Genomic DNA, 19,048 nt, shown 5'->3' with positions numbered 1-19,048 from the left:
GGCATTGTACCCCAGCATCGGGAAGGATGTCTCAAGGGAAGTCTGTACCGTAGTCGGCCGTTGTCCTGACGTTCACGGGTGTTGCCCACCGTACGGAACGTCTTGCCGGCCGCTGACACACTGTGTCCACAACCAGGAGCTCCGATGAAACCCGAAGAACTCGTCACCGACCCGCCGCAGGCCGCGCGCGCCGCCGGCTTGCGCTATGTGAACGACGCCAGGCCGGGCCTGTCCCGCCTGCCCGCCGACGGCGGCTTTCGCTATGCCGATGCCGACGGCGCCGCGGTCACCGATGAGGCCACCCTGGGCCGCATCAAGTCGCTGGCGATCCCGCCGGCGTGGACGGACGTGTGGATCTGCCCACATGCGAACGGCCACCTGCAGGCGACGGGGCGCGATGCGCGCGGCCGCAAGCAGTACCGCTATCACCCGCGCTGGCGCAGCGTGCGCGACGAGGTCAAGTACGAACGGATGATCGCGTTCGGCCAGGCGCTGCCGGGTATCCGCAAGGCCGTCGACGGGGCGCTCGGCTTGCCTGGCCTGCCGCGCGAAAAGGTGCTGGCGACGATCGTCTACCTGCTGGAACACACGATGATGCGCATCGGTAACGAGGAATATGCGCGCGACAATAAATCGTTCGGCTTGACGACGTTGCGCAACCGTCATGTGCGCATCGACGGCAAGGAGGTCGAGTTCCGCTTTCGCGGCAAGAGCGGGGTGTTCCACGACGTCAAGGTGGCGGACCGCCGGCTGGCCCGCATCATCGGCAAGATCCGCGACCTGCCGGGGCAGGAGCTGTTCCAGTACGTCGACGACGACGGCACCACGCATTCGGTCGACTCGGCCGACGTCAACGAGTACCTGCGCACGATCACCGGCGAGGATTACACGGCGAAGGATTTCCGCACGTGGTCCGGCACCGTGCTGGCCGCGCTGGCGCTGCAGGAATTCGAGAAGTTCGATTCGGAAACGCAGGCCAAGAAAAACATCGTGCGGGCCATCGAATCGGTGGCGAAACGCCTCGGCAACACGCCGTCCGTGTGCCGCAAGTGCTATGTGCACCCGGCCGTGCTGGAAGCCTACATGGATGGCGCGGAACTGGCCGCGCTGCGCGCCCGCGCCGAGGAGGAATTCGAGAAGGAGCTGCACGCGCTGCAGCCGGAGGAGGCGGCCGTGCTGGCGCTGCTGCAGGAGCGCCTGGCGCGGGCCGAGAAGACCGTGCAGCCCGCCAAGGGCAAGCGCAGCCGGGCCGCGAAGAGTACCCGGCTGCAGGCGGCCGCCGCCTGACCTTATTTGGCGGCGAACGCCTTCTTCAGGTTGTCGATCGCGAACTTCTGCGCATCCTCGGCCTTCGGCACGACCGGCGCCATGCCGAAGAACTCGTGGGTGACGCCGTCGAACTGGCGGTACTCGACCTTCACGCCGTCCTTTTTCAGCTTCTCGACATAGCGCTCGCCTTCGGTAGCGAGCGGGTCGATCTCCGCCGTGATGACGGTGGCCGGAGGCAGGCCTTTCAGGCTGTCCGCCTTCAGCGGCAGCGCGTACGGGTTCTGCGCATCGTCCGGCCCGTTCAGGTACTGCTTGAAGAACCACTGCATCATCGGCTTGTTCAGCGGCTTCGCGTTGGCGTTGCGCTGGTATGAAGGCGTGCTCATGTCGTCGCCGACGACGGGGTAGATCAGCAGCTGGTGCAGCGGCGCCTTGGCGCCCTTGTCGCGCGCCATCAGCGCGACGACGGTGGCGAGATTGCCGCCCGCGCTTTCGCCGGCAACGGCAACGCGGGCCGGGTCGCCGTTCAGTTCCTTCGCATGGTCGAGCACCCAGCGGTAGGCGGCGAACGCATCGTCCGGTGCGGCGGGGAACTTGTGCTCCGGCGCCTGGCGGTACTCGACCGACACGACGACGGCCTGCGCGCCTTTCGCCAGCGCGCGCACCGATGCGTCGTACGTCTTCGTATCGGCCAGCACGAAGCCGCCGCCATGGTAGTACAGCAGCACGGGGAACGGGCCTTTGCCGGCCGGCGTGTAGACCGCCAGCGGGATGCGGCCTTGCGGGCCGTCGGCGGCCATCTGCTTCACCGTCGCGCCCGCCTGCGGGGAGGTGCTCTTGCCCTGGTCCTTCAACAATTGCTGGACGGCGTCGGCCGGCGTCGGCTGCTGGCGCGCCTCCTGCGGCGTCAGCGTCTCGATCGGTTTGCCGTCCAGCGCGGCCAGTGCGTCGAGCACCTGCTGCATGCGTGGCTCGGCCTTGGGCGGCTCGGTGCTGTCGATGGCGAAGGCCGCGGTGGCGACGACCAGGCTGGCGCAGGCCAGCGATAAGCTGTTGATCTTCATCGAGGCTCCCTGTAGTGAAGGTAGGTCCAGCATCCGGCATACGGTCGAGTTGGTTCCGTGCGCCAATTCACCATGGCGCCGCGGCGCCTGCACGAAGCGTACAGTATGCGTTCGGTATCACACATAAGGGGGACGTATCATGTATGAATCGTGTATCGAAGCATGTGATGACTGCGCGCGTGCGTGCGACATGTGCGCCAGTGCGTGCCTGCGTGAGGAAGACCCGAAGATGATGGCCCAGTGCATCGCGCTGGACATCGATTGCGCCGCGCTGTGCCGCACCGCCGCTGGCTTCATGGCGCGCGGCAGCAAGCTCGCGGCCGAGCTGTGCAGCATGTGCGCGGCAATGTGCGACGCCTGCGCGCAGGAGTGCGGCCAGCATCCGATGCAGCATTGCCAGGATTGCGCCGCCGCGTGCCGCCGCTGCGCCGATGAGTGCCGCCGCATGGCCGCCAGCGGCATGGGGGCCGGGGCGTCGGCGGGGCAGGGGATGCGCGGCGGGATGGCTGCGCACTGAGGGGAAATCGACGGCCGCCGGCGGCGGCTGTCGAGGGAAAATGGCAGGTCGGGGAGGCTTCCGACTGGCGCATGCGGCATGCTCCTACGGCCGCGCGCGGCGCCGCGTGACAGAATCGGCGCACCAATCAAATCAAGGAGAACGTCATGAGGATCCATCCGATTCTGCTGGCGGCCGCGCTCGGTGCGACCGCGGCATCCGCCCAGACGGTCACGACGCCGGCAGGCGGCACCACCGGCGGGCAAGTCAACACCGGCGTCAACACGGGCGTCGGCACTTCCGTCAACACAGGTGTCAACCGCGGCACGGCCGGCACCACCACGAGCACGACCGGGACGGTCAGCGCGCCCGGTCCCACGCCTGTCAACGGCATGGGCCAGACGACGGGCACGATCGGCACGCCGGGCGTGACCACGCCGCTGGGCACGGTCGGGAATACGCCCACCACGATCACCGGCACGACCACCAGCGGCAGCACGCTGTCGCAGGGCCGCACGGGCTCGTCGGCCGGATCGCCGGCCACGCAGGGCACGCTGAACAACGGCACCGGTGCCGTCGGCGGCACCGTCAACAACAGCGGCTATAACGGGGCCGGCACCGGTGCTGTCAACGGCGGCGCCTACAACGCGACCGGCACTGGCACGTACAACGGTGTGGCACCGACGGGCACGAACCGCTCGACATCGACGCGCGGGCCAGCCGGCAATCGCGCCGGCGGCACGACGTCGTCCGGCGCATCGGGCAGCGGCACGACGATGGGCACGAGCGGTGCGACGACGGGCACCAGCGGCACCAGCACCGGCGCCAGCGGCACGACCACCGGCACCAGCGGGACGACGAAGGGCACCAGCGGTACCACGACGGGCACCAGCGGTACGACGACCGGCACCAGCGGCACCACGTCGGGTACGAGCGGGACCAGCACGGGCACGAGCGGCACGACGGGTGGGACGAGCGGAACCACCGGTACCACCGGCACCACCGGCACCACCGGCACCAGCTCGGGTTCCAGCACCAACGCGACGGGTCGGTGAGTACACGCCTGTGTGAAGTGCTGATCATCGGCGGCGGTCCCGGCGGCCTCACGGCCGCCGTGTACCTGCGGCGCTTCCGGCGCGACGTGATCGTCGCCGACAAGGGGAACAGCCGTCTCGGCCTGATCCCCGTCAGCCACAACTATCCGGGCTTTCCCGGCGGCGTGCCGGGCCGCGAGCTGCTCGGCCGGCTGCGCCAGCAGCTGGAGTGCTACGGCGGTGGCGTCGACGAGCTCGAGATCACCGGCCTGACGAAGGTGGACGACGTGTTCGTCGCCACGCACGAAGGCGGCGAGATCCGCGCCGCCGCCGTGCTGCTGGCGACCGGCGTTGCCGATGCCGGCCTGCCCGTCGAAGGGTGGTACGACGCCGTGGCCAGCGGCGCCCTCCGGCTGTGCCCCGTCTGCGACGGCTACGACATCCTCGACAAGCGCGTCGCCGTCGTCTCACAACCGCATAACCGCACCGGGCACGCGCTGTTCATGCGCACCTTTTCCTGCGACGTCACGTTGTTCGAGCGCGAGCCCGATGCGCCGCTGTCGCCGGAGGAAGAAGAAAAGCTGCGCGTGGCCGGCGTGCGCTACGTCGCTTCCCCTCTGAAGGGCGTGACGCTGACGAATGCGATGGAACCGGTGCTGCACACGGAAGACGGCGCCGATTACCGCTTCGACGTGTTCTACCCGATGCTGGGCGAAACGGCCCGCTCGGGCCTGGCGCAGGCGTTGGGTGCGAAGTGCGGCGAATGCGACAAGCTGATCGTCGACGACCACCAGCGCACGACGGTGCCGGGCCTGTACGCCGTCGGCGACGTGGTGCTGGGCCTGAACCAGATCAGCGTCGCAACCGGCCACGCCGCGATCGCCGCCACCGCAATCCACAACGCGCTCCCCTGGCAATTCCGCCGCCGCACCGGCTGAAACATTTCCTAACATTGGGGACTGTCCCTCGAATCCGGAAATCTTTCCAAAATCGAGGGACAGTCCCTCGTGTCGCTGGTACCACACGTTGTTGTAACCGGACGACGTTTGCGCGCCAATCGCTGATCAACCACCGCTGGATATCGGCCCGTCATTCGCTGGCGCGTGTTGCCGAATTCGAGGGACAGTCCCCGAATTCCGGAAATATTTCCTGAAACGAGGGACAGTCCCCTGTGTGGGGAAAACAACGCGGTAAGCAAGCGCGAAAAAAAACGGCGGCCCCGGAGGACCGCCGTTTCCGTGGAGGAGACGCGGGTTATGCGTCGGCCTTCACTACGGGCTTCGCGCTTGTTGCGGGTGGAGCGAGGCGGGCCGTGACGGTTTCGGCGGCTTTCTTGCCGGCCAGGAAGGCGTGGTCGGAGTTGTAGTACTCCCACTCGCTGTAGCGGCCCGCCAGCACGATGTCGTGCTGCAGCAGCCAGTCGCGCACCGTCTGCACGTTCTTCGCGCGGCTGTGGTCGTACAGCACGTAGGCGTACGGCATGTCGACGATGTTCGCGCACAGCACTTCGTCGTCCGGCTGCATGAAGCCGACCTTGATGCAGTCCTGGATGCAGCGGGCGATCAGGTCGTCGCCATCGACCGGCAGCGGTTTCCACGGCGAGTACGAAATCTCGCAGGTGAAGCCGAAGCCGCCCGGCGCGTTGCACTCGGGGCTCGCGTTACCCTGCACGAAGATGCGGTGGAAGATCGAATCCTCGGGGTAGTAGATCCAGTGCTTGTCCGTGACGTTCTCGCGGTTCACACCGATGTTCACGCAGCGGATCGAGATGTGCTGCAGGCCTTTCGCGGCGGCTTGCACTTCTTCCGGCGCCTCCGGCCCGATCAGCTTCACCAGCTCCGGCAGCGGCATCGTCGACACCAGCTGGTCGTAGCGGAAGCGGCGGCCGTCGGCCAGCGCGATCACGTGTTCGCGCGGCAGTACCTGCGCCACGTCGGCATTGAGCTCGATCTTGCCCTTGATGTGCGGGACGAAGCCGTTCACCAGTGCCTGGAAGCCGCCTTTTTTCGGATAGCCGAAGCGGGCGTTCGGGCCCATCGGCTTGGCGACAGGTTCCAGCGCGCCTTCGATGATCTGGCCCAGGTCCGGCAGCGGGACGCGGCCGCCTAGCCACGACGTTTCCATGTCCTTCAGGTCCACGGTCCAGATCTTCTTGTTGTAGGGGATGGCGAAGTGCTTCGCGATGCCCTTTCCCCACACCTTGTAGATGAACTCCTCGAAGTTCTTCGGCTCGCCCTTGACGGCGGTGCCCGACGCGTTCGCGGCATCGGCCGTGCCGTCGGCGCAGCAATCGGCCGTCTCGCTGTTCGCGCACGTTTCACCGGCGGCTTCCTCTTCGGAGCCGTAGCGTGCTTCGATCGCACCCAGCACGCACTCCTTGATGACGGCCGGCGGCAGGCCATACAGCGCGCCCTGGAACGGGTAGCGGGTGTACACCTGCTTCGAGTAAACCCATGCCTCGCGCATCTGCCAATGCTGGTTGTCGCCCAGCAGGATGTCGTACAGCTTCAACACGTACGGGTCGTTCGAGAACATGATGTGGCCCGCGTAGTCGAACGTGAAGCCCTTGTCCTCGATCGAGCGGCACCAGCCGCCCACGGTCGTATTTTTCTCCAGCAGCAGCGTGTCCTGGCCCAGGTGATAGGCGGCGGACAGGCCGGTCGGGCCGGCGCCGACGATCACGCAGCCGACCTTCTGCGCATTGGACGGGCTGCGCAGCGGGTTGACGTTCTGCGGTGCGGCGTCCACGGACATTTCAGGGGTAGTCAGGCGCGCGAACTTGCGGGCCGGGGTCGTATTGTCGATCAATTCTCGCATCCGTTGTGCAGTGGTTTCCCAGGAAGTGTTGGCGACGACCTCGCGCATGCGCTCGGCCATCTGTTTGGTTTGCTCCGGCGTCTGGCGCAGCGCCGCTTCGCAATGGGCGACGAATTCCTCAGGCGTGTGGCCGATCGCCACGATGCCGCCGTAAGGCTGCTCCACGTCGCGGATCGCCGTGGAGACGATCGGCAGTTCGGCCGCCATGTATTCCAGTACCTTGGTCGGGCTGATGAACTTCGTCGCTTCGTTCAGCGCGAACGGCATCAGGCACACGTCCCAGCCGGCCAGGAACTTCGGCAGTTCCTCGTAGCTGCGCTGGCCCAGGTAGTGGATGTTCGGGCGCTTCGGCAGGTGCGCCGGGTCGATCTTCACGACCGGGCCCACCAGCACGATCTGCCAGTCCGGGTGCGCATCGGCGACCTTGGCGGTCAGCTCCGTGTCGAAGCGCTCGTCGATCACGCCGTAGAAGCCCAGGCGCGGGTGGGGAATGGCGGCCTGGTCAGGATGGCTGTCGCCACGGGCCAGCGCCTGGGCGAAGTGCTTCGCATCGACGGAGCTGGAGAAGCAGTGCGCGTTCGCATGGCGGGTGCGCTTCGCTTCATACAGGCTCGGGCCGCCCGTGAACACGAGGTCGGCGATGTTGAGCAGCGCGGTTTCCCGTTGCAGCAACTGGCGCGGCGGGTTCTTGAATGCCGACAGTTCGTCCATGCAGTCGTACACGACGAGGCTTGCATGCAGCTGCGGCAGCAGCGGCAGCGCCATCGGCGTGTAGAACCACACGATGGGGTCCTCTTTTTCCGGCACGAGTTTGGCGACCATCGGCTGCAGCAGCGGAATCTGATCGTCGTGGAAGCCGGTTTGCTGCACGCTCGTGTGCGGCTGGCAAACCGTGATGTTCGGCGCCGGCTGCCACGTCTTCATGAAGCTCTCGCCATCGTGATGGATGGGCTCTTCCACGAACACGATCTTGTAGTTGTTAGCCAGGCGTGTCAGCAGGTGCTGCGGACGTTGAAAGACGAAGTCCCAGCGCAGGTGGCAGAACACGATAATGGTCGACATAGTTTCTCCCTTGCCCCATATACGGGTCGTTAGTTGTGGTTTAAAAAGGCCGCGCCTGGCACGCGCAAGGCGTTACCGGAGCGCTCGGAAAGCACTGGTCTATCAAGGCGGCGGTCACGGCCCCGGGATGCCGTTCCCACCACGCCGAACGAAGCTGTGCTTTCCTAGTTCGGCTCAGGCGGATCCTGTACGACGAGTTGCACGCTGCGGGTGGCGGCGCTGATCTTCTCGAACGGGATCTTCGGCGTCCGGTCCGCGTTCAGCAGGCCATTCGCTTCCTGATACGTATCGGCGAACTGCGTGTAGCAGAAGCCGGAAAACATCTGTGTTTCGTTCACGACCTTCAGGAGCGCCGTGTAATGCTCGTAGAAGGCTTCCGCCGTGTTGGCACGCGAGTAGCCCCACGTATCCGTTTCCGGCGCTTTCGTGTCGAAGGCGATGCCGCCGAATTCCGTCAGCACGATCGGTTGCCCGCGGTGCGGGAACCCATCCAGCGTCAGGATGCGACCGCCGGGGCGACGCTGGTCGAACAGCGTGCGGGCCGGGTCGGAGACCTCGTAGCGTGCCTTCAGGCGCTGCGGGTCGCTGTCGTAATCGTGAATGCCGAGGATGTCGGTGGCGGAGGCCTCCCAGCCATCGTTGCCGATCACGGGGCGCGTCGAATCCATCATGCGCGTCATGTGATACAGCGCTTCCACTGCATTGCGATGTGCCTGCATCGACGTCAGGTTCGGCACACCCCACGACTCGTTGAATGGCACCCACACGATCACGCATGGGTGGCTGTAGTCGCGCTCGATCGCTTCCTGCCATTCCTTGATCAGGCGCGTCATCGACTTCGGGCTGAACGAGTACGCGGAGGGCATTTCCTCCCACACCAAGAGACCCAGCTTGTCCGCCCAATACAGATAGCGCGGATCCTCGATCTTCTGGTGCTTGCGCACACCGTTGAAGCCCATCAGCTTGGCCAGCTCAACGTCGCGCTTCAGTGCCTCGTCGTTGGGTGCCGTGATGCCGCTGTCGGGCCAGTAACCCTGGTCCAGCACCAGGCGCAGCGGGTAGGGCCGGCCGTTCATCATGAAGCGGTCCCGGTTGATCGCCACCGAGCGCAGTGCTGTGTAGGATCGTACAGTTTCCAGCACAACGCCGTCGCACCGTAGCGTGAGTTCGACGTCCAGCAAGGTGGGGCGCTCCGGGCTCCACAGCAATTCGTTGCGCGAATCGTCGATGCCCGGGTCGGAAATGGCGATCTTCCGATTCGCCTCCTGTCCCATCAGCTTGTATTCGTCGTCGGCCAGCAGGTTCTTGCCGTGCCACAGCTTCACTTCGACCGTCAGCTTCTCGCGGCGATCGCCGCCGGCGCGCACTTCGCAGCCGATCTCGAAGCCGTCGAAGTGCGGCGTCCAGCGCACCTGCCGGATGTAGGTGGCGGGTACCTGTTCCAGCCACACGGTCTGCCAGATGCCGGTGGTGCGCGGGTACCAGATCGAGTGCGGTTCCAGCTGCCAGTCCTGCTTGCCGCGCGGCTTGGCCAGGTCGTGCGGATCGTCTTCAGCGCGCAGCACGATCACCTGGCGCTTGCCTTCGACCAGCGCATCGGTGATGTCGGCGGAGAACGACGTGTGGCCGCCCTGGTGCTGCGCGACGAGGCGGTCGTTGACCCACACCTTCGCTTCGTAATCGACGGCGCCGAAATGCAGGATGGTGCGCTCGTCGCGGCTGTCCATGTCGAACTCGAGCCGGTACCACACGACTTCGTGGAAGCCCATGTCGTGGATGCCGGACAGCTTCGTCTCGGGCGCGTAGGGGACGCGGATCTCGTGCGTCCACTCGATGTTCTGATCGGGGCGGCAGTAGCGCCGCTCGTCGTCGTACGCGAACTGCCACATGCCGTTCAGGCTCTGCCAGTTGTCCCGTACCAGTTGCGGTCTTGGATATTCGAAGTCGCTCATCGGTTCCTCGGTTGTTATGGTCTTTTCACTGGGTGGGTGCGGGAATCAGCAGCGTCGCGGCAGCGCCGCCGGCATTGACACGATCCACGGCGCGCCGTCCCGCGGCAGCCGCCGTGCCGGTGCGGCACAACGCCACGCAAGCCCCGCCGAAGCCGGCGCCCGTCAGGCGCGCGCCATACACGTCGGGATCCTTGCGCAGCACTTCCGTCAATTCGTCCAGCGCGGCGATCGATACCTGGTAGTCGTCGCGCAGGCTGTAGTGGGATTGGTTCATCAGCTCGCCGAAACGGGCGGCGTCGATGTCGCCGCACGCTTCCAGCACGCGGTTGTTCTCGCTGATCACGTGCCGCGCGCGTTCCTTCAGCGGGGAGGGCAGCTTGTCGGCGGCGGCCGGATCGGTCACGTCGCGCAGCGCCTGCACGCCAAGCATGCCGGCGGCGGCTTCGCATTCGGCGCGGCGTTCGTTGTACTTGCTCTCGGCAAGCTGGCGCGGCACGCCGGAATTGATCACGATGAGTTCGCTGTTGGCCGGCAGCGGCAGCACGCGGTAGTCCAGCGTGCGGGCGTCCAGGAACAGCATGTGCTCTTCGTCGGCCAGGCTGGCGGCCATCTGGTCCATGATGCCGCAGTTGACGCCGGCATAGCGGATCTCGGCCTGCTGCGCGATCTGCGCCAGCGTCACGCCATCCAGGTCGATCTTCAGCAGCGCACGTAGGGCGCGCAGCGTGGCCACTTCCAGCGCGGCCGACGACGACAGGCCCGTGCTCAGCGCCAGGTTCGAGCGCACGTACAGGCGCAGTGGCGGAATCGGCTGGCCGCGTTGCGCCAGCAGGCGGATGCAGCCTTCGATGTAGCGGGCGAAGCCGGGCGGGCTCGATTCGTCGGGGGCCCAGGAAAACGCCTGGTCCAAGGTGGCGGAGTAGGCGTGGAAGCGGCCGTCGTCGCTGCGTGCGGCCATCACGTCGGTGCGCTGCGGCGTCGCGACGGGCAGCATGTAGCCGTCGTTGTAGTCGGTGTGTTCGCCGAGCAGGTTGACACGGCCCGGTGCCCACAGGTGCACCTCGGGAGCGGAGCCGAAGAAGTCGTTCGGCGACTTCATGGCGCTCTCCGGTGTGCCGGAGGAGATGCAACGCCGGCGCCCGCCGCGAATGCCGGCGCGGACGCAAGCGTCCCCGGCATACGGATGTGCAACCTGGGTTGCAGCGTGCGGCGGTGCGGTGGTGTTGGCATCTGACAGGTTTTCCATCTCGGTCATCTCGAGTGGAAATCCTATCAATTACTGACGCGGCCTTAAGTCAATTCCGCGCAGTAACTTTACCGCTTTTCGACTCAGCAATTCGTAACTTCCGGTCACCGCAAGGGGCAACGGCACGGCCCTATGAAAGGTGCCTAACCGTCAGTTACTTTTTTGTAGGAGGATTCTGGCATGCGGCCTAGTGAAGAACTGACAATTTTTAAAGCAATTTTTCCCTGCTTCACCAGTATCGCGCTGCCGAGCGCCGATAGTTCAGGCGCCGATCCACACATACTTGAAGATGAACACGAGGGCGATGATCCAGACGATCGGTTTCACTTCCCGCACGCGGCCGGTAAACAGTTTCAGTGCGGCATAGGTGATGAAGCCGAACGCGATGCCGTGGGCGATCGAGTACGTGAACGGAATCAACAGCGCCGTGACGGCGGCAGGGATGCTTTCCGTCGTTTCCGCCCAGTCCACGTCGGCCAGGTCGCGCAGCATCAGGCAGGCGACGAACAGCAGCGCCGGCGCGGTGGCGTACGCCGGCACGACGCCGGCCAGCGGCGAGATGAACAGGCAGGCCAGGAACAGCAGCGCGACAACGACGGCCGTCAAGCCCGTCCGGCCGCCGGCCTGCACGCCGGCAGCGCTCTCGACGTAGGCGGTGGTGCTGGACGTGCCCAGCACGGAGCCGGCGACGATCGCCGTGCTGTCCGCCAGCAGCGCCCGGTTCAGGCGTTGCATCTTGCCTTCCACCAGCAGGCCGGCGCGGGCCGCCACGCCCATCAGCGTGCCCGTCGCATCGAACAGTTCGACCAGGAAGAACACCAGCACGACGTTCAGGATGCCGGTGCCCAGCGCGCCGGAAATGTCCAGCTTGGCGAAGGTGGGCGCCAGCGACGGCGGCGCCGACACGATGCCGTGGAAGGTATTGCCGCCAAAGAAGAACGACAGCACGGTGACGACGACGATGCCGATGAGGATCGCGCCCCGTACTTTCAGCCGGTCCAGCGTGACGATCAGCAAGAAGCCGACGATCGCCAGCAGCGCCGTGCTCTTGTGCAAGTCGCCGACGGTCACCATCGTGGCGGCATTGGCCGTGACGATGCCGGCGCTCTTCAACGCGATCAGCCCGAGGAACAGCCCGAGGCCGACGGTGATCGCCGTGCGCAATGACGTCGGAATGCCCTTGACGATCATCTCGCGCAGGCCGAACAGCGACACGATCAGGAACAGGCAGCCGGAAATGAACACGGCGCCCAGTGCGACGGGCCACGGCACACCCATGCCCAGCACGACGGCATAGGCGAAGTAGGCGTTCAGGCCCATGCCGGGCGCCATGCCGATCGGATAGTTCGCGTACAGGCCCATGATCGCGGTGCCCAGCGCCGCGGCCAGGCAGGTGGCGACGAACACGGCGTCCTTTGGCACGCCGGCGTCGCCGAGAATGGCGGGGTTGACGAAGATGATGTAGGCCATCGTCAGGAAGGTCGTCACCCCGGCGACGACCTCGGTGCGCACATCCGTGCCGCTTTCCTTGAGTTTGAATAGTTGTTCGGCGATCGACACGGCGCTCTCCCTGTTGTTGTAACAGGGCGAAGCATACCGCATGGTGTCGGGCGCCGGTGTCCGGCGCCCGATTTTCCGCCGCATCCTCAATCGAGCCGCAGCGCCTTGGCGATGTCGTCCCACGCGACGAGCTTGAAGTTCTGCGGCCCGTCCGGCATCCGCTTGTAGCCGTCCTGCACGACCAGCATGCCGCGGCCATACGGCCCGCCCAGGTTGGCCGACGTCACCTCCAGGCCGTCCGTCTCGGAAGTGCCGTCGATGCCGGCCACCGCGTCGATGCCGATCCGGAACGCGCCGCGCACCTTGTAGGGCGGCGCGGCGTCCAGCACGACGTAGCTGTCGTTGCCCTGGCTGGAGACGACGACGTAGCTGCGCGTGCCGGCCCGGTAGATGCCGACACCTTCCACGTCCGCATGCAGCAGGCCGCCGACGGGCAGCGCCATCGTCAGCTTCGCTTCCTCTTCGGCGGCGGCGGACGTCACCCACAGCCCGCGCTTTTCCTCGCCGACGAACAGGCGGCCACTGGCCTCGTCCGCCACACAGCCTTCCGGCTGGGTCGCCGTGCGGAAGCGCCGCACGACCTTTGCCGTGAAACGCCCGCCGTCACGGTCGATCCGGTAATGCAGGTAGCGGCCGTCCTTGTCGTTGACGAAGGCATCGAGGCCGCCCGTCTTCGGCCGGTACAGGCAGGCGCCGTAGATCTCGGCCAGCTCCGTCGGCAGCCGCGCCGCCTCGCTGACGGTGCCGTTCGCATCGATCGTGAACAGCACCATCGCGTTCTCGTCGCGCTGCGTGGCCATCGCCAGGTCGAAGCGCTCGGTGCCGAACGCCACGTCCTGGCGCACGTCGACGTTATTCAGCCGGCCCGCTTCCAGCAACTGCGTCTGCCGGCCCTGCAGGTCGTACACCAGCAAGCCCTGCTTCTTGTCGGTGCCGAGGATGCGCGAGGCGGCCGGATCGTGCGGATGCAGCCAGATCGCCGGATCGTCGGCCGCGTCGCCGGCACGCGCCACGCTGGCCGTCTGGGCGCGCGGCACGACGATCGGCAGCGCTGCGGCGGGTTTTACTGCCGCCGCCCACGCCAGCTTCACCGGCCGCCAACCGTCGGCCGTGCGAGCCAGCAGGCCGTCGCCGGAGGCCAGCGCGCCCGCGTCGATGCGGGGCACGGGTGCTGCGCGCCACGTGTCGCCGGCGCGGCGCCATGCGTGCAGCTTGCCCTTGCCGTCCGTCGCCGCCAGGCCATCCGGCAGCACGGCCAGCGCACCGGCGCCGCCCGTCATCTTGCCGAACGGCGGTGCCAGCGCGACCGGCCGGCGCAGCGGTGCGCCTTCCGGATCGGCGCGATACGCCCACACGCCCAGCTCCTCCTCGGCCACGTACAGCGTGGCAGTGGTGTCATCGACCCGGCAGTGCTGCGCATGGGGCGGCAATGCCAGGTGGCGCACGTGCCGCGCCGGAGACTGGCCCGCACCCAGCAGCCACTGGTCGGCCTGGCCGTCCTTCGCAACCGTGAAGACATGCGTCAGGTGGTGCGCATCGCGATACAGGCACGCCGCTTCGATGCCGTAACCCGGCTCCGGCAGCGCCGGCAGTGCCGTCAGCGTGCCGGCAGCCGCGTCGACGCGCACGGGGATGGGGCGCTCGGCGTTGGCGTCGACGACGAGGGCCAGCGCCCCGTCGCCGTCGGCGCGCACATCGAGCTGGCGGCCCCGCACGGCGATCGTGGCCCGTTCGCTGCCGGCTGCATCGACGAGGCGCAGCGCGTGCTTGTCCAGCGCGAGCCAGCCGCCCGGGATGGCCGCCAGATCGCGCGCGTGTGCCAGGGTGGCCGGCACCTGCGCTTGCGCCGTCAGCGCGGCACCCAGCAAGATCAAGGTGAGTGCGCGCCGCATCAGAACAGGCTCGCTTTCAGGCCGATCTTGTAGGTGCGGCCATACTGTTCATACTGCACGTTGTGCGCCTTGACGCCCTGGTACACATAGTATTTTTCGTTGTTCAGGTTGGCCGCCTCGAACGTCAGCTGCCAGCCTTTCGCCACCTGCCACGCGAACGACAGGTCCACCTGCTTCTGCGTATCGACGATGCGGTCGCCGCTCGCGTCCAGCACGTCGTCGCCCAGCTCCAGCAGGTAAGGGGACTTGTAGTTGACGGCCAGCCGTGTGCTGATCGGGCCCATCTCGTAGCCGACCATCAGGTTCGCCATGCGGTTCGACTGGCCCGGCATGCGGATCGTGCGCGTGGCGCGCTTGCCGGCTGCCGCATCGAAGCTGTCGATGCGCGCATCGGAGCTCGTGAACGCGCCGTTCACGCCCACCAGCAGGCCGTTGAACGGCGCGGGCAGCATGCGCAGGCTCTGCTGCCAGGACAGCTCGATGCCCTTTACTTTGGCGCTATCGCCGTTCGCGTACGACGTTGCCGTCGTGTAGCCGGCCCACCGGCCGCTGCCGGCCAGGTTCGTCGCATACGTGAAGTTGCTGATGTCCTTGTGGAAGACGTAGGCCGACATCGTGCCGTCGTTGCCCAGCACCCGTTCGATGCCCAGGTCCAGGTTGTGCGACTTCAACGGCGCCAGGTCCGGATTGCCGATCGTCGCCTCCGTCGTGCTGGCCAGGCTGATGCCGGGGGCCAGCTGGCTGAAGTTGGCGCGGACGACGGCGTTGCTCCAGGCGGCGCGCACGCTGGTGCTGCGGTCCAGGTCGAAGCGGGCCTGCACGGTCGGCAGCCAGTTCGTGTACGAGCGGCTGGCCTGGCGCGGCGTGACGGCCGTGCCGTTCACTTGCGCGCCCAGCGCATCGAAGCGCGTGCGTTCACCGCGCACGCCGGCCAGCACGGACCAGTCGCCGCGCGCCACGGTGCCCTGCACGTACGCCGCGTCGATGTCCTCGCTCATCGCGAAGTCGTTCAGTGCCGACTCCGCGGCCAGTTGCGCGCCGGCGCGGGGCAGTGCCGCGATACGGGCACGCACGGCGGCCGGGTCGATCGCCTGGCCGATCTTGCCCAGTGCGTAGTCGAGGCTATCGCCGCGGACGAAGCCGGCCAGTGTCGTCGGGCCCGCGCCCCAGTAGTTGCCGCTGGACGTCTTGGAGCTGTTGTACGCCCACTGGTTCGTGTCGTTATCCTTGTCGCGGCGGCTCGCCTTGGCGCCGAACTTGACCGCCGTGCGCCAGTCGCCCGACTCGATGTCGCGGCCCAGGTCCAGCCGCACGTGTTTCGCGCGGTCCTCGGAATAGCGCTGCTGCAGCGTGATCGCGTTCAGCGTGTAGTTGGCCGGATCGAACACGGCGGCAGGTGCGATCAGCCGCGGCGCCATCGTGTTCGTGAAGCCGATCCCCGTGAAGCTGCCGCGGAAGCGCGCATCGTTGATCGACTCGGGCGTGTCATCGGTGGCGCGGCTCGCCGCCGCTTCCGCATGCAGGCGCCACGCGTCCAGGCGCACGTCGCTGGATGCCGTCAGCGAGCGGATCTCCTGCGTGTACTTGCGCTGGCGCAGGCGCCGTTCGACGCGGGCGCCGGCCGTCTGGCCTTCCGCCAGGTCGTCCGTCTTGATATTGCTGACGGTGAGGCGGTCGCGCACTTCGTCGTCCGAGAAGCGGCTGACGAAACTGCGCAGCGCATAGCTCTGCGCCGCATCCGGGCGCCAGTCGAGGTTCAGTGCGGCCGCATAGCGCTCGCGGACCGGCAGGTAGTCGCGCAGCTCGAAACCGGCCAGGCGGTTGCCGTTCCATGCGCCGCCCGTCTCGACGTTGTCGGAACCGAACTTGCGCTTTTCGCCGGACAGCCCGGCAGCAACGCCCAGCTTGCCGTCGGCGAAGCGCTGCGCCCACAGCACGTTGGCCGATGGGCTGGTCTGGTCCGTGTTGGTATCGCGGCTGGCGCCGGCGCCCACGCTGAGCAGGCTGCCCGGCAGGTCGAACGCGGACAGCGTCTTCACTTCGACGGAGCCGCCCAGCGAATTCGCATCCTGGTCCGGCGTCAGCGTCTTGGTCACTTCCAGCGTGCGGATCAGGCCCGCCGGCAGCACGTCCAGCGCCACGGCGCGGCGCGTCGCTTCCGGCGACGGCACCAGTGCGCCATTGATCGTGACGGCGTTCAGGTCGGCGTCCAGCCCGCGCACGGTCACGTAGCGGCCTTCGCCCTGGTCGCGCTGCACGGCGACGCCCGGCAGGCGGGCCAGCGCCTCGGCCGCGTTCTTGTCCGGCAGGCCGCCGATGTCGTCGGACGAGACGACGGACACGATGTTGTCCGCTTTTTCCTGGGCGGCGATCGCACGGGCCAGGCTGACGCGCTGGCCGGTGACGACGATGGTTTGATCGGCGGCGTGGACACCCGTCGCGGCCAGCAGGCCAAGGGCGGGGAGGGCAAGATGTCGCATGAATGATGAATGGTTGGTGGCAAACGGGGCGGATTCTAGGCAGCCAATGTGACCGATCGGTGACAGGGTTGGCCGCCGTCTCCGCGTTGCAGCCGCGATGAGCTGAAATGACCCGGCAATCGCCGGGCGCCAGGGACGGCGCGGGCCGCGGCCCGCGAAATGGCGCGCCGCCTTGAGCCGATCGCACCCCGTGCCAAAAAGGCACACCGTCATCGTCTTGTCACATCGGCACGCTAACCTTGCCGGTCGCCTTTCGCCTGAAGCCCATGAACACGTACCAACGCCACGCCATCGTCGCCGCCTGCCTCGCGGGCACCGCCTGCCTGCTGCTGTATGCCACCGCCGGCACGGCAAAACCGTTCGCCATCTGGCACTGGATGGACATCGCCGGCGAAGGCGGCACGGCCGTGATGGCATTCCTGTGGTGCCTGATCGTACTGGGCAGCCGGCCGGACGGCCGCGTCACGCGCCTGCTGGCCGGGGGACTCGCGGCGATCTGCGTGGGCTCCTGGGCCGATTGCATGGACGAGTTCTGGCGCATCGACAAGGCGGCGCTGTGGGATAACGCGCTGGAAGCGCTGATGCCGCTGGGGATGGCCGTGCTGACGGCCGGCCTGTATTACTGGCGCCAGGAACAGGCCAGCCTGACGGAACACCTGAAGAAGCGCGAGCGGCTGTTCCGCGACCACCGCGCGTTCGACCGCGTCACGCAACTGGCGGACGCGCGCTACCTGCGCGCCCAGCTGGAGCGGGAACGGCAGCACGGGCCGTGTGCGCTGGTACTGCTTGATATCGACGGGTTTCACCGCGTGAACCGCGAGCACGGCCAGGCCGAAGGTGACCGGGTGCTGCAGGCCGTCAGCCACATGCTGCTCCTGAACCTGCGCAACGACGACCTGCTGTGCCGTTATGCGGGCGATCGGTTCGCCGTGCTGATGCCGGGCCTGTCCGAGGCCGCGGCGCGCGACGTGGCACGCCACCTGTGCGTGATGGTCGCCATGATGCGCCACCATGCGGGCGGCGTGCCGCTGACGCTGACCTTGCGCCACAGCTGCGGGGCCTTGGGGGCAAGCGCTGGCGCCGGCACGGCCGCGCCGGATACGCTGCTGGCTGAGCTGTGCCGCCAGATGGATGCCGCGTGATCGCCTGGAGCGCCGCCACCGACCCGACGATCCCGGCGCACCAGCAGCCGGCGCTGGTGCTCGAATACGCGCGCAGCCGCGACGTGGCCGATGCGGCGCTGCTGCGCGGCACGCGCGTCACCCCAAGCGATCCCGCCGGATTGGTCGCGCCGGCCGATTACCTGCAATTGCTGACGAATGCGCTGCGCGCGCTGGACAATCCGGAGACGAGCTTCATGCTGGGCCAGCAGCTGTTGCCCGGCCATGACGGCGCGCCCAGTAACGCCCTGGTGCAGGCGCCGAACCTGCGCGCCGCGCTGACGTTGCTGTGCCGCTGGCATGCCCGCCTGACGCCGCTGCTGCGGCCCCGCTTTGAAACGTGGGATGGCGTGGCTGCCTTGTACTGGGTCGACAGCCATGGCGCACCGGCGCTGCGCGGTGCGCTGGTGGAGATGCACATGACGGCCGTCGTCGCGCTATGCCGCTGGCTCGGCGCCGAGCGGCTGCCGTGGCGTTTCTGCTTCAACCGCGCGGCGCCGCGCCACGTCGAGCAGCACCACGTCCACCTGGGCAGCGCGTTGCGGTTCGGCTGCCAGTTCGATGCGATGCTGATCGGTGCGGCGTACCTGGACCGGCCCTGGCCGCGCGGCAGCGCGCTGGCGGCGGACCTGGCGGCGCGTGCGGCGGCCGGCGAGCCTGAACGCGCGCCCGGCCTGCTGGCCGCGCTGTACGACTATCTGCTGGAGCGGGTGCGTGTGGCACCTTCGCTGGAACAGGCCGCGCACGACTTCGGCGTCAGCCCGGCCACGTTCAAGCGGCAGCTGGCGCGCCACGGCACCCACTTCCAGGCAGAGCTGGACCAGGTGCGCACGCACGTGGCGCTGTGGCTGTTCCAGGCGCAGGGCGCGGACAACGACGCGGTCGCGCGCCACCTGGGCTTTCACGACGCGGCGAACTTCCGCCGCTCGTTCAAGCGGTGGACAGGCCAGGCGCCGCTGTCGCTGCGCAGCGGCCTCAGTGAGGCGCTCGGCCTGGCCTGAATCCGTCCCTGGCCG

At 67.4% G+C, this 19,048-nt stretch carries 13 protein-coding genes; 6 read left to right on the top strand and 7 right to left on the bottom strand.

Translation table 11 applies throughout. The features are described 5' to 3' along the window. The first annotated feature begins 144 nt into the window (after positions 1-144). Positions 145-1,287: a DNA topoisomerase IB gene (locus IP92_RS15400; protein ID WP_145876395.1), complete on the top strand. Its 1,143-nt coding sequence runs from the start codon at positions 145-147 to the stop codon at positions 1,285-1,287. A 2-nt stretch (positions 1,288-1,289) separates the two neighbouring features. Here the strand turns inward: IP92_RS15400 and lipP1 are convergent, their stop codons facing one another. Beyond that, positions 1,290-2,333, bottom strand: a complete 1,044-nt coding sequence (gene lipP1 / locus IP92_RS15395; protein ID WP_199271877.1) for a LipP1 family hormone-sensitive lipase — start codon at positions 2,331-2,333, stop codon at positions 1,290-1,292. A gap of 139 nt (positions 2,334-2,472) precedes the next feature. On the opposite strand from lipP1, the gene IP92_RS15390 reads away from it, so the two are divergent. From IP92_RS15390 to IP92_RS15380, 3 genes are all read left to right on the top strand, one after another. Continuing rightward, complete coding sequence (locus IP92_RS15390) at positions 2,473-2,850, top strand: four-helix bundle copper-binding protein (RefSeq protein WP_145876393.1); 378 nt, start codon at positions 2,473-2,475, stop codon at positions 2,848-2,850. Positions 2,851-2,996: 146 nt separating this feature from the next. Next, positions 2,997-3,884 carry a hypothetical protein gene (locus tag IP92_RS15385; RefSeq protein ID WP_145876391.1) on the top strand — a complete coding sequence of 296 codons (888 nt, stop codon included), beginning with the start codon at positions 2,997-2,999 and terminating at the stop codon, positions 3,882-3,884. Then, positions 3,881-4,801 (top strand): NAD(P)/FAD-dependent oxidoreductase, encoded by a 921-nt coding sequence (locus tag IP92_RS15380; RefSeq protein WP_145876389.1) that lies wholly within the window; start codon positions 3,881-3,883, stop codon positions 4,799-4,801. Before IP92_RS15385 ends, IP92_RS15380 begins: the two co-directional genes overlap by 4 nt. A gap of 316 nt (positions 4,802-5,117) precedes the next feature. Here IP92_RS15380 and IP92_RS15375 read toward each other — a convergent pair whose 3' ends face one another. The 6 genes from IP92_RS15375 to IP92_RS15350 form a co-directional block, all read right to left on the bottom strand. Next, complete coding sequence (locus tag IP92_RS15375) at positions 5,118-7,742, bottom strand: FAD-dependent oxidoreductase (protein WP_145876387.1); 2,625 nt, start codon at positions 7,740-7,742, stop codon at positions 5,118-5,120. A gap of 164 nt (positions 7,743-7,906) precedes the next feature. After that, entirely contained in the window at positions 7,907-9,694 is a 1,788-nt protein-coding gene (locus tag IP92_RS15370) for a glycoside hydrolase family 2 protein (RefSeq protein ID WP_145876385.1), read from the bottom strand. A 25-nt stretch (positions 9,695-9,719) separates the two neighbouring features. Then, entirely contained in the window at positions 9,720-10,793 is a 1,074-nt protein-coding gene (galK, locus tag IP92_RS15365) for a galactokinase (RefSeq protein WP_145876382.1), read from the bottom strand. 408 nt (positions 10,794-11,201) lie between these two features. Further along, a complete protein-coding gene (locus IP92_RS15360) occupies positions 11,202-12,494 on the bottom strand; it encodes an NCS2 family permease (RefSeq protein ID WP_371860942.1) in 1,293 nt (430 codons plus the stop codon). A 92-nt stretch (positions 12,495-12,586) separates the two neighbouring features. Beyond that, positions 12,587-14,392 carry a phytase gene (locus tag IP92_RS15355; RefSeq protein WP_145876378.1) on the bottom strand — a complete coding sequence of 602 codons (1,806 nt, stop codon included), beginning with the start codon at positions 14,390-14,392 and terminating at the stop codon, positions 12,587-12,589. Next, positions 14,392-16,872 carry a TonB-dependent receptor gene (locus IP92_RS15350; protein WP_145876376.1) on the bottom strand — a complete coding sequence of 827 codons (2,481 nt, stop codon included), beginning with the start codon at positions 16,870-16,872 and terminating at the stop codon, positions 14,392-14,394. The genes IP92_RS15355 and IP92_RS15350 overlap by 1 nt, the downstream gene beginning before the upstream one ends. Positions 16,873-17,138: 266 nt before the next feature. Between IP92_RS15350 and IP92_RS15345 the strand changes: the two genes are divergently transcribed. Continuing rightward, on the top strand, positions 17,139-18,014 hold the full coding sequence (locus IP92_RS15345; RefSeq protein ID WP_145876374.1) for a GGDEF domain-containing protein: 876 nt from the start codon (positions 17,139-17,141) through the stop codon (positions 18,012-18,014). Next, positions 18,011-19,033: an AraC family transcriptional regulator ligand-binding domain-containing protein gene (locus tag IP92_RS15340; protein ID WP_145876372.1), complete on the top strand. Its 1,023-nt coding sequence runs from the start codon at positions 18,011-18,013 to the stop codon at positions 19,031-19,033. Before IP92_RS15345 ends, IP92_RS15340 begins: the two co-directional genes overlap by 4 nt. The last annotated feature ends 15 nt before the right edge of the window (positions 19,034-19,048 follow it).

Origin of the sequence: Pseudoduganella flava (genome assembly GCF_007830495.1) — a bacterium.
GTDB classification, from domain to species: Bacteria; Pseudomonadota; Gammaproteobacteria; order Burkholderiales; family Burkholderiaceae_D; genus Rugamonas; species Rugamonas flava.
This window is presented reverse-complemented; position numbering and strand designations above follow the sequence as displayed.

What these genes read in the sequence shown, in the direction of transcription:
- IP92_RS15400 (WP_145876395.1), top strand. Translation starts at nt 145, where the DNA reads ATGAAACCCGAAGAACTCGTCACCGACCCGCCGCAGGCCGCGCGCGCC.
- lipP1 (WP_199271877.1), bottom strand. Translation starts at nt 2,333, where the DNA reads ATGAAGATCAACAGCTTATCGCTGGCCTGCGCCAGCCTGGTCGTCGCC.
- IP92_RS15390 (WP_145876393.1), top strand. Translation starts at nt 2,473, where the DNA reads ATGTATGAATCGTGTATCGAAGCATGTGATGACTGCGCGCGTGCGTGC.
- IP92_RS15385 (WP_145876391.1), top strand. Translation starts at nt 2,997, where the DNA reads ATGAGGATCCATCCGATTCTGCTGGCGGCCGCGCTCGGTGCGACCGCG.
- IP92_RS15375 (WP_145876387.1), bottom strand. Translation starts at nt 7,742, where the DNA reads ATGTCGACCATTATCGTGTTCTGCCACCTGCGCTGGGACTTCGTCTTT.
- IP92_RS15370 (WP_145876385.1), bottom strand. Translation starts at nt 9,694, where the DNA reads ATGAGCGACTTCGAATATCCAAGACCGCAACTGGTACGGGACAACTGG.
- galK (WP_145876382.1), bottom strand. Translation starts at nt 10,793, where the DNA reads ATGAAGTCGCCGAACGACTTCTTCGGCTCCGCTCCCGAGGTGCACCTG.
- IP92_RS15355 (WP_145876378.1), bottom strand. Translation starts at nt 14,392, where the DNA reads ATGCGGCGCGCACTCACCTTGATCTTGCTGGGTGCCGCGCTGACGGCG.
- IP92_RS15350 (WP_145876376.1), bottom strand. Translation starts at nt 16,872, where the DNA reads ATGCGACATCTTGCCCTCCCCGCCCTTGGCCTGCTGGCCGCGACGGGT.
- IP92_RS15345 (WP_145876374.1), top strand. Translation starts at nt 17,139, where the DNA reads ATGAACACGTACCAACGCCACGCCATCGTCGCCGCCTGCCTCGCGGGC.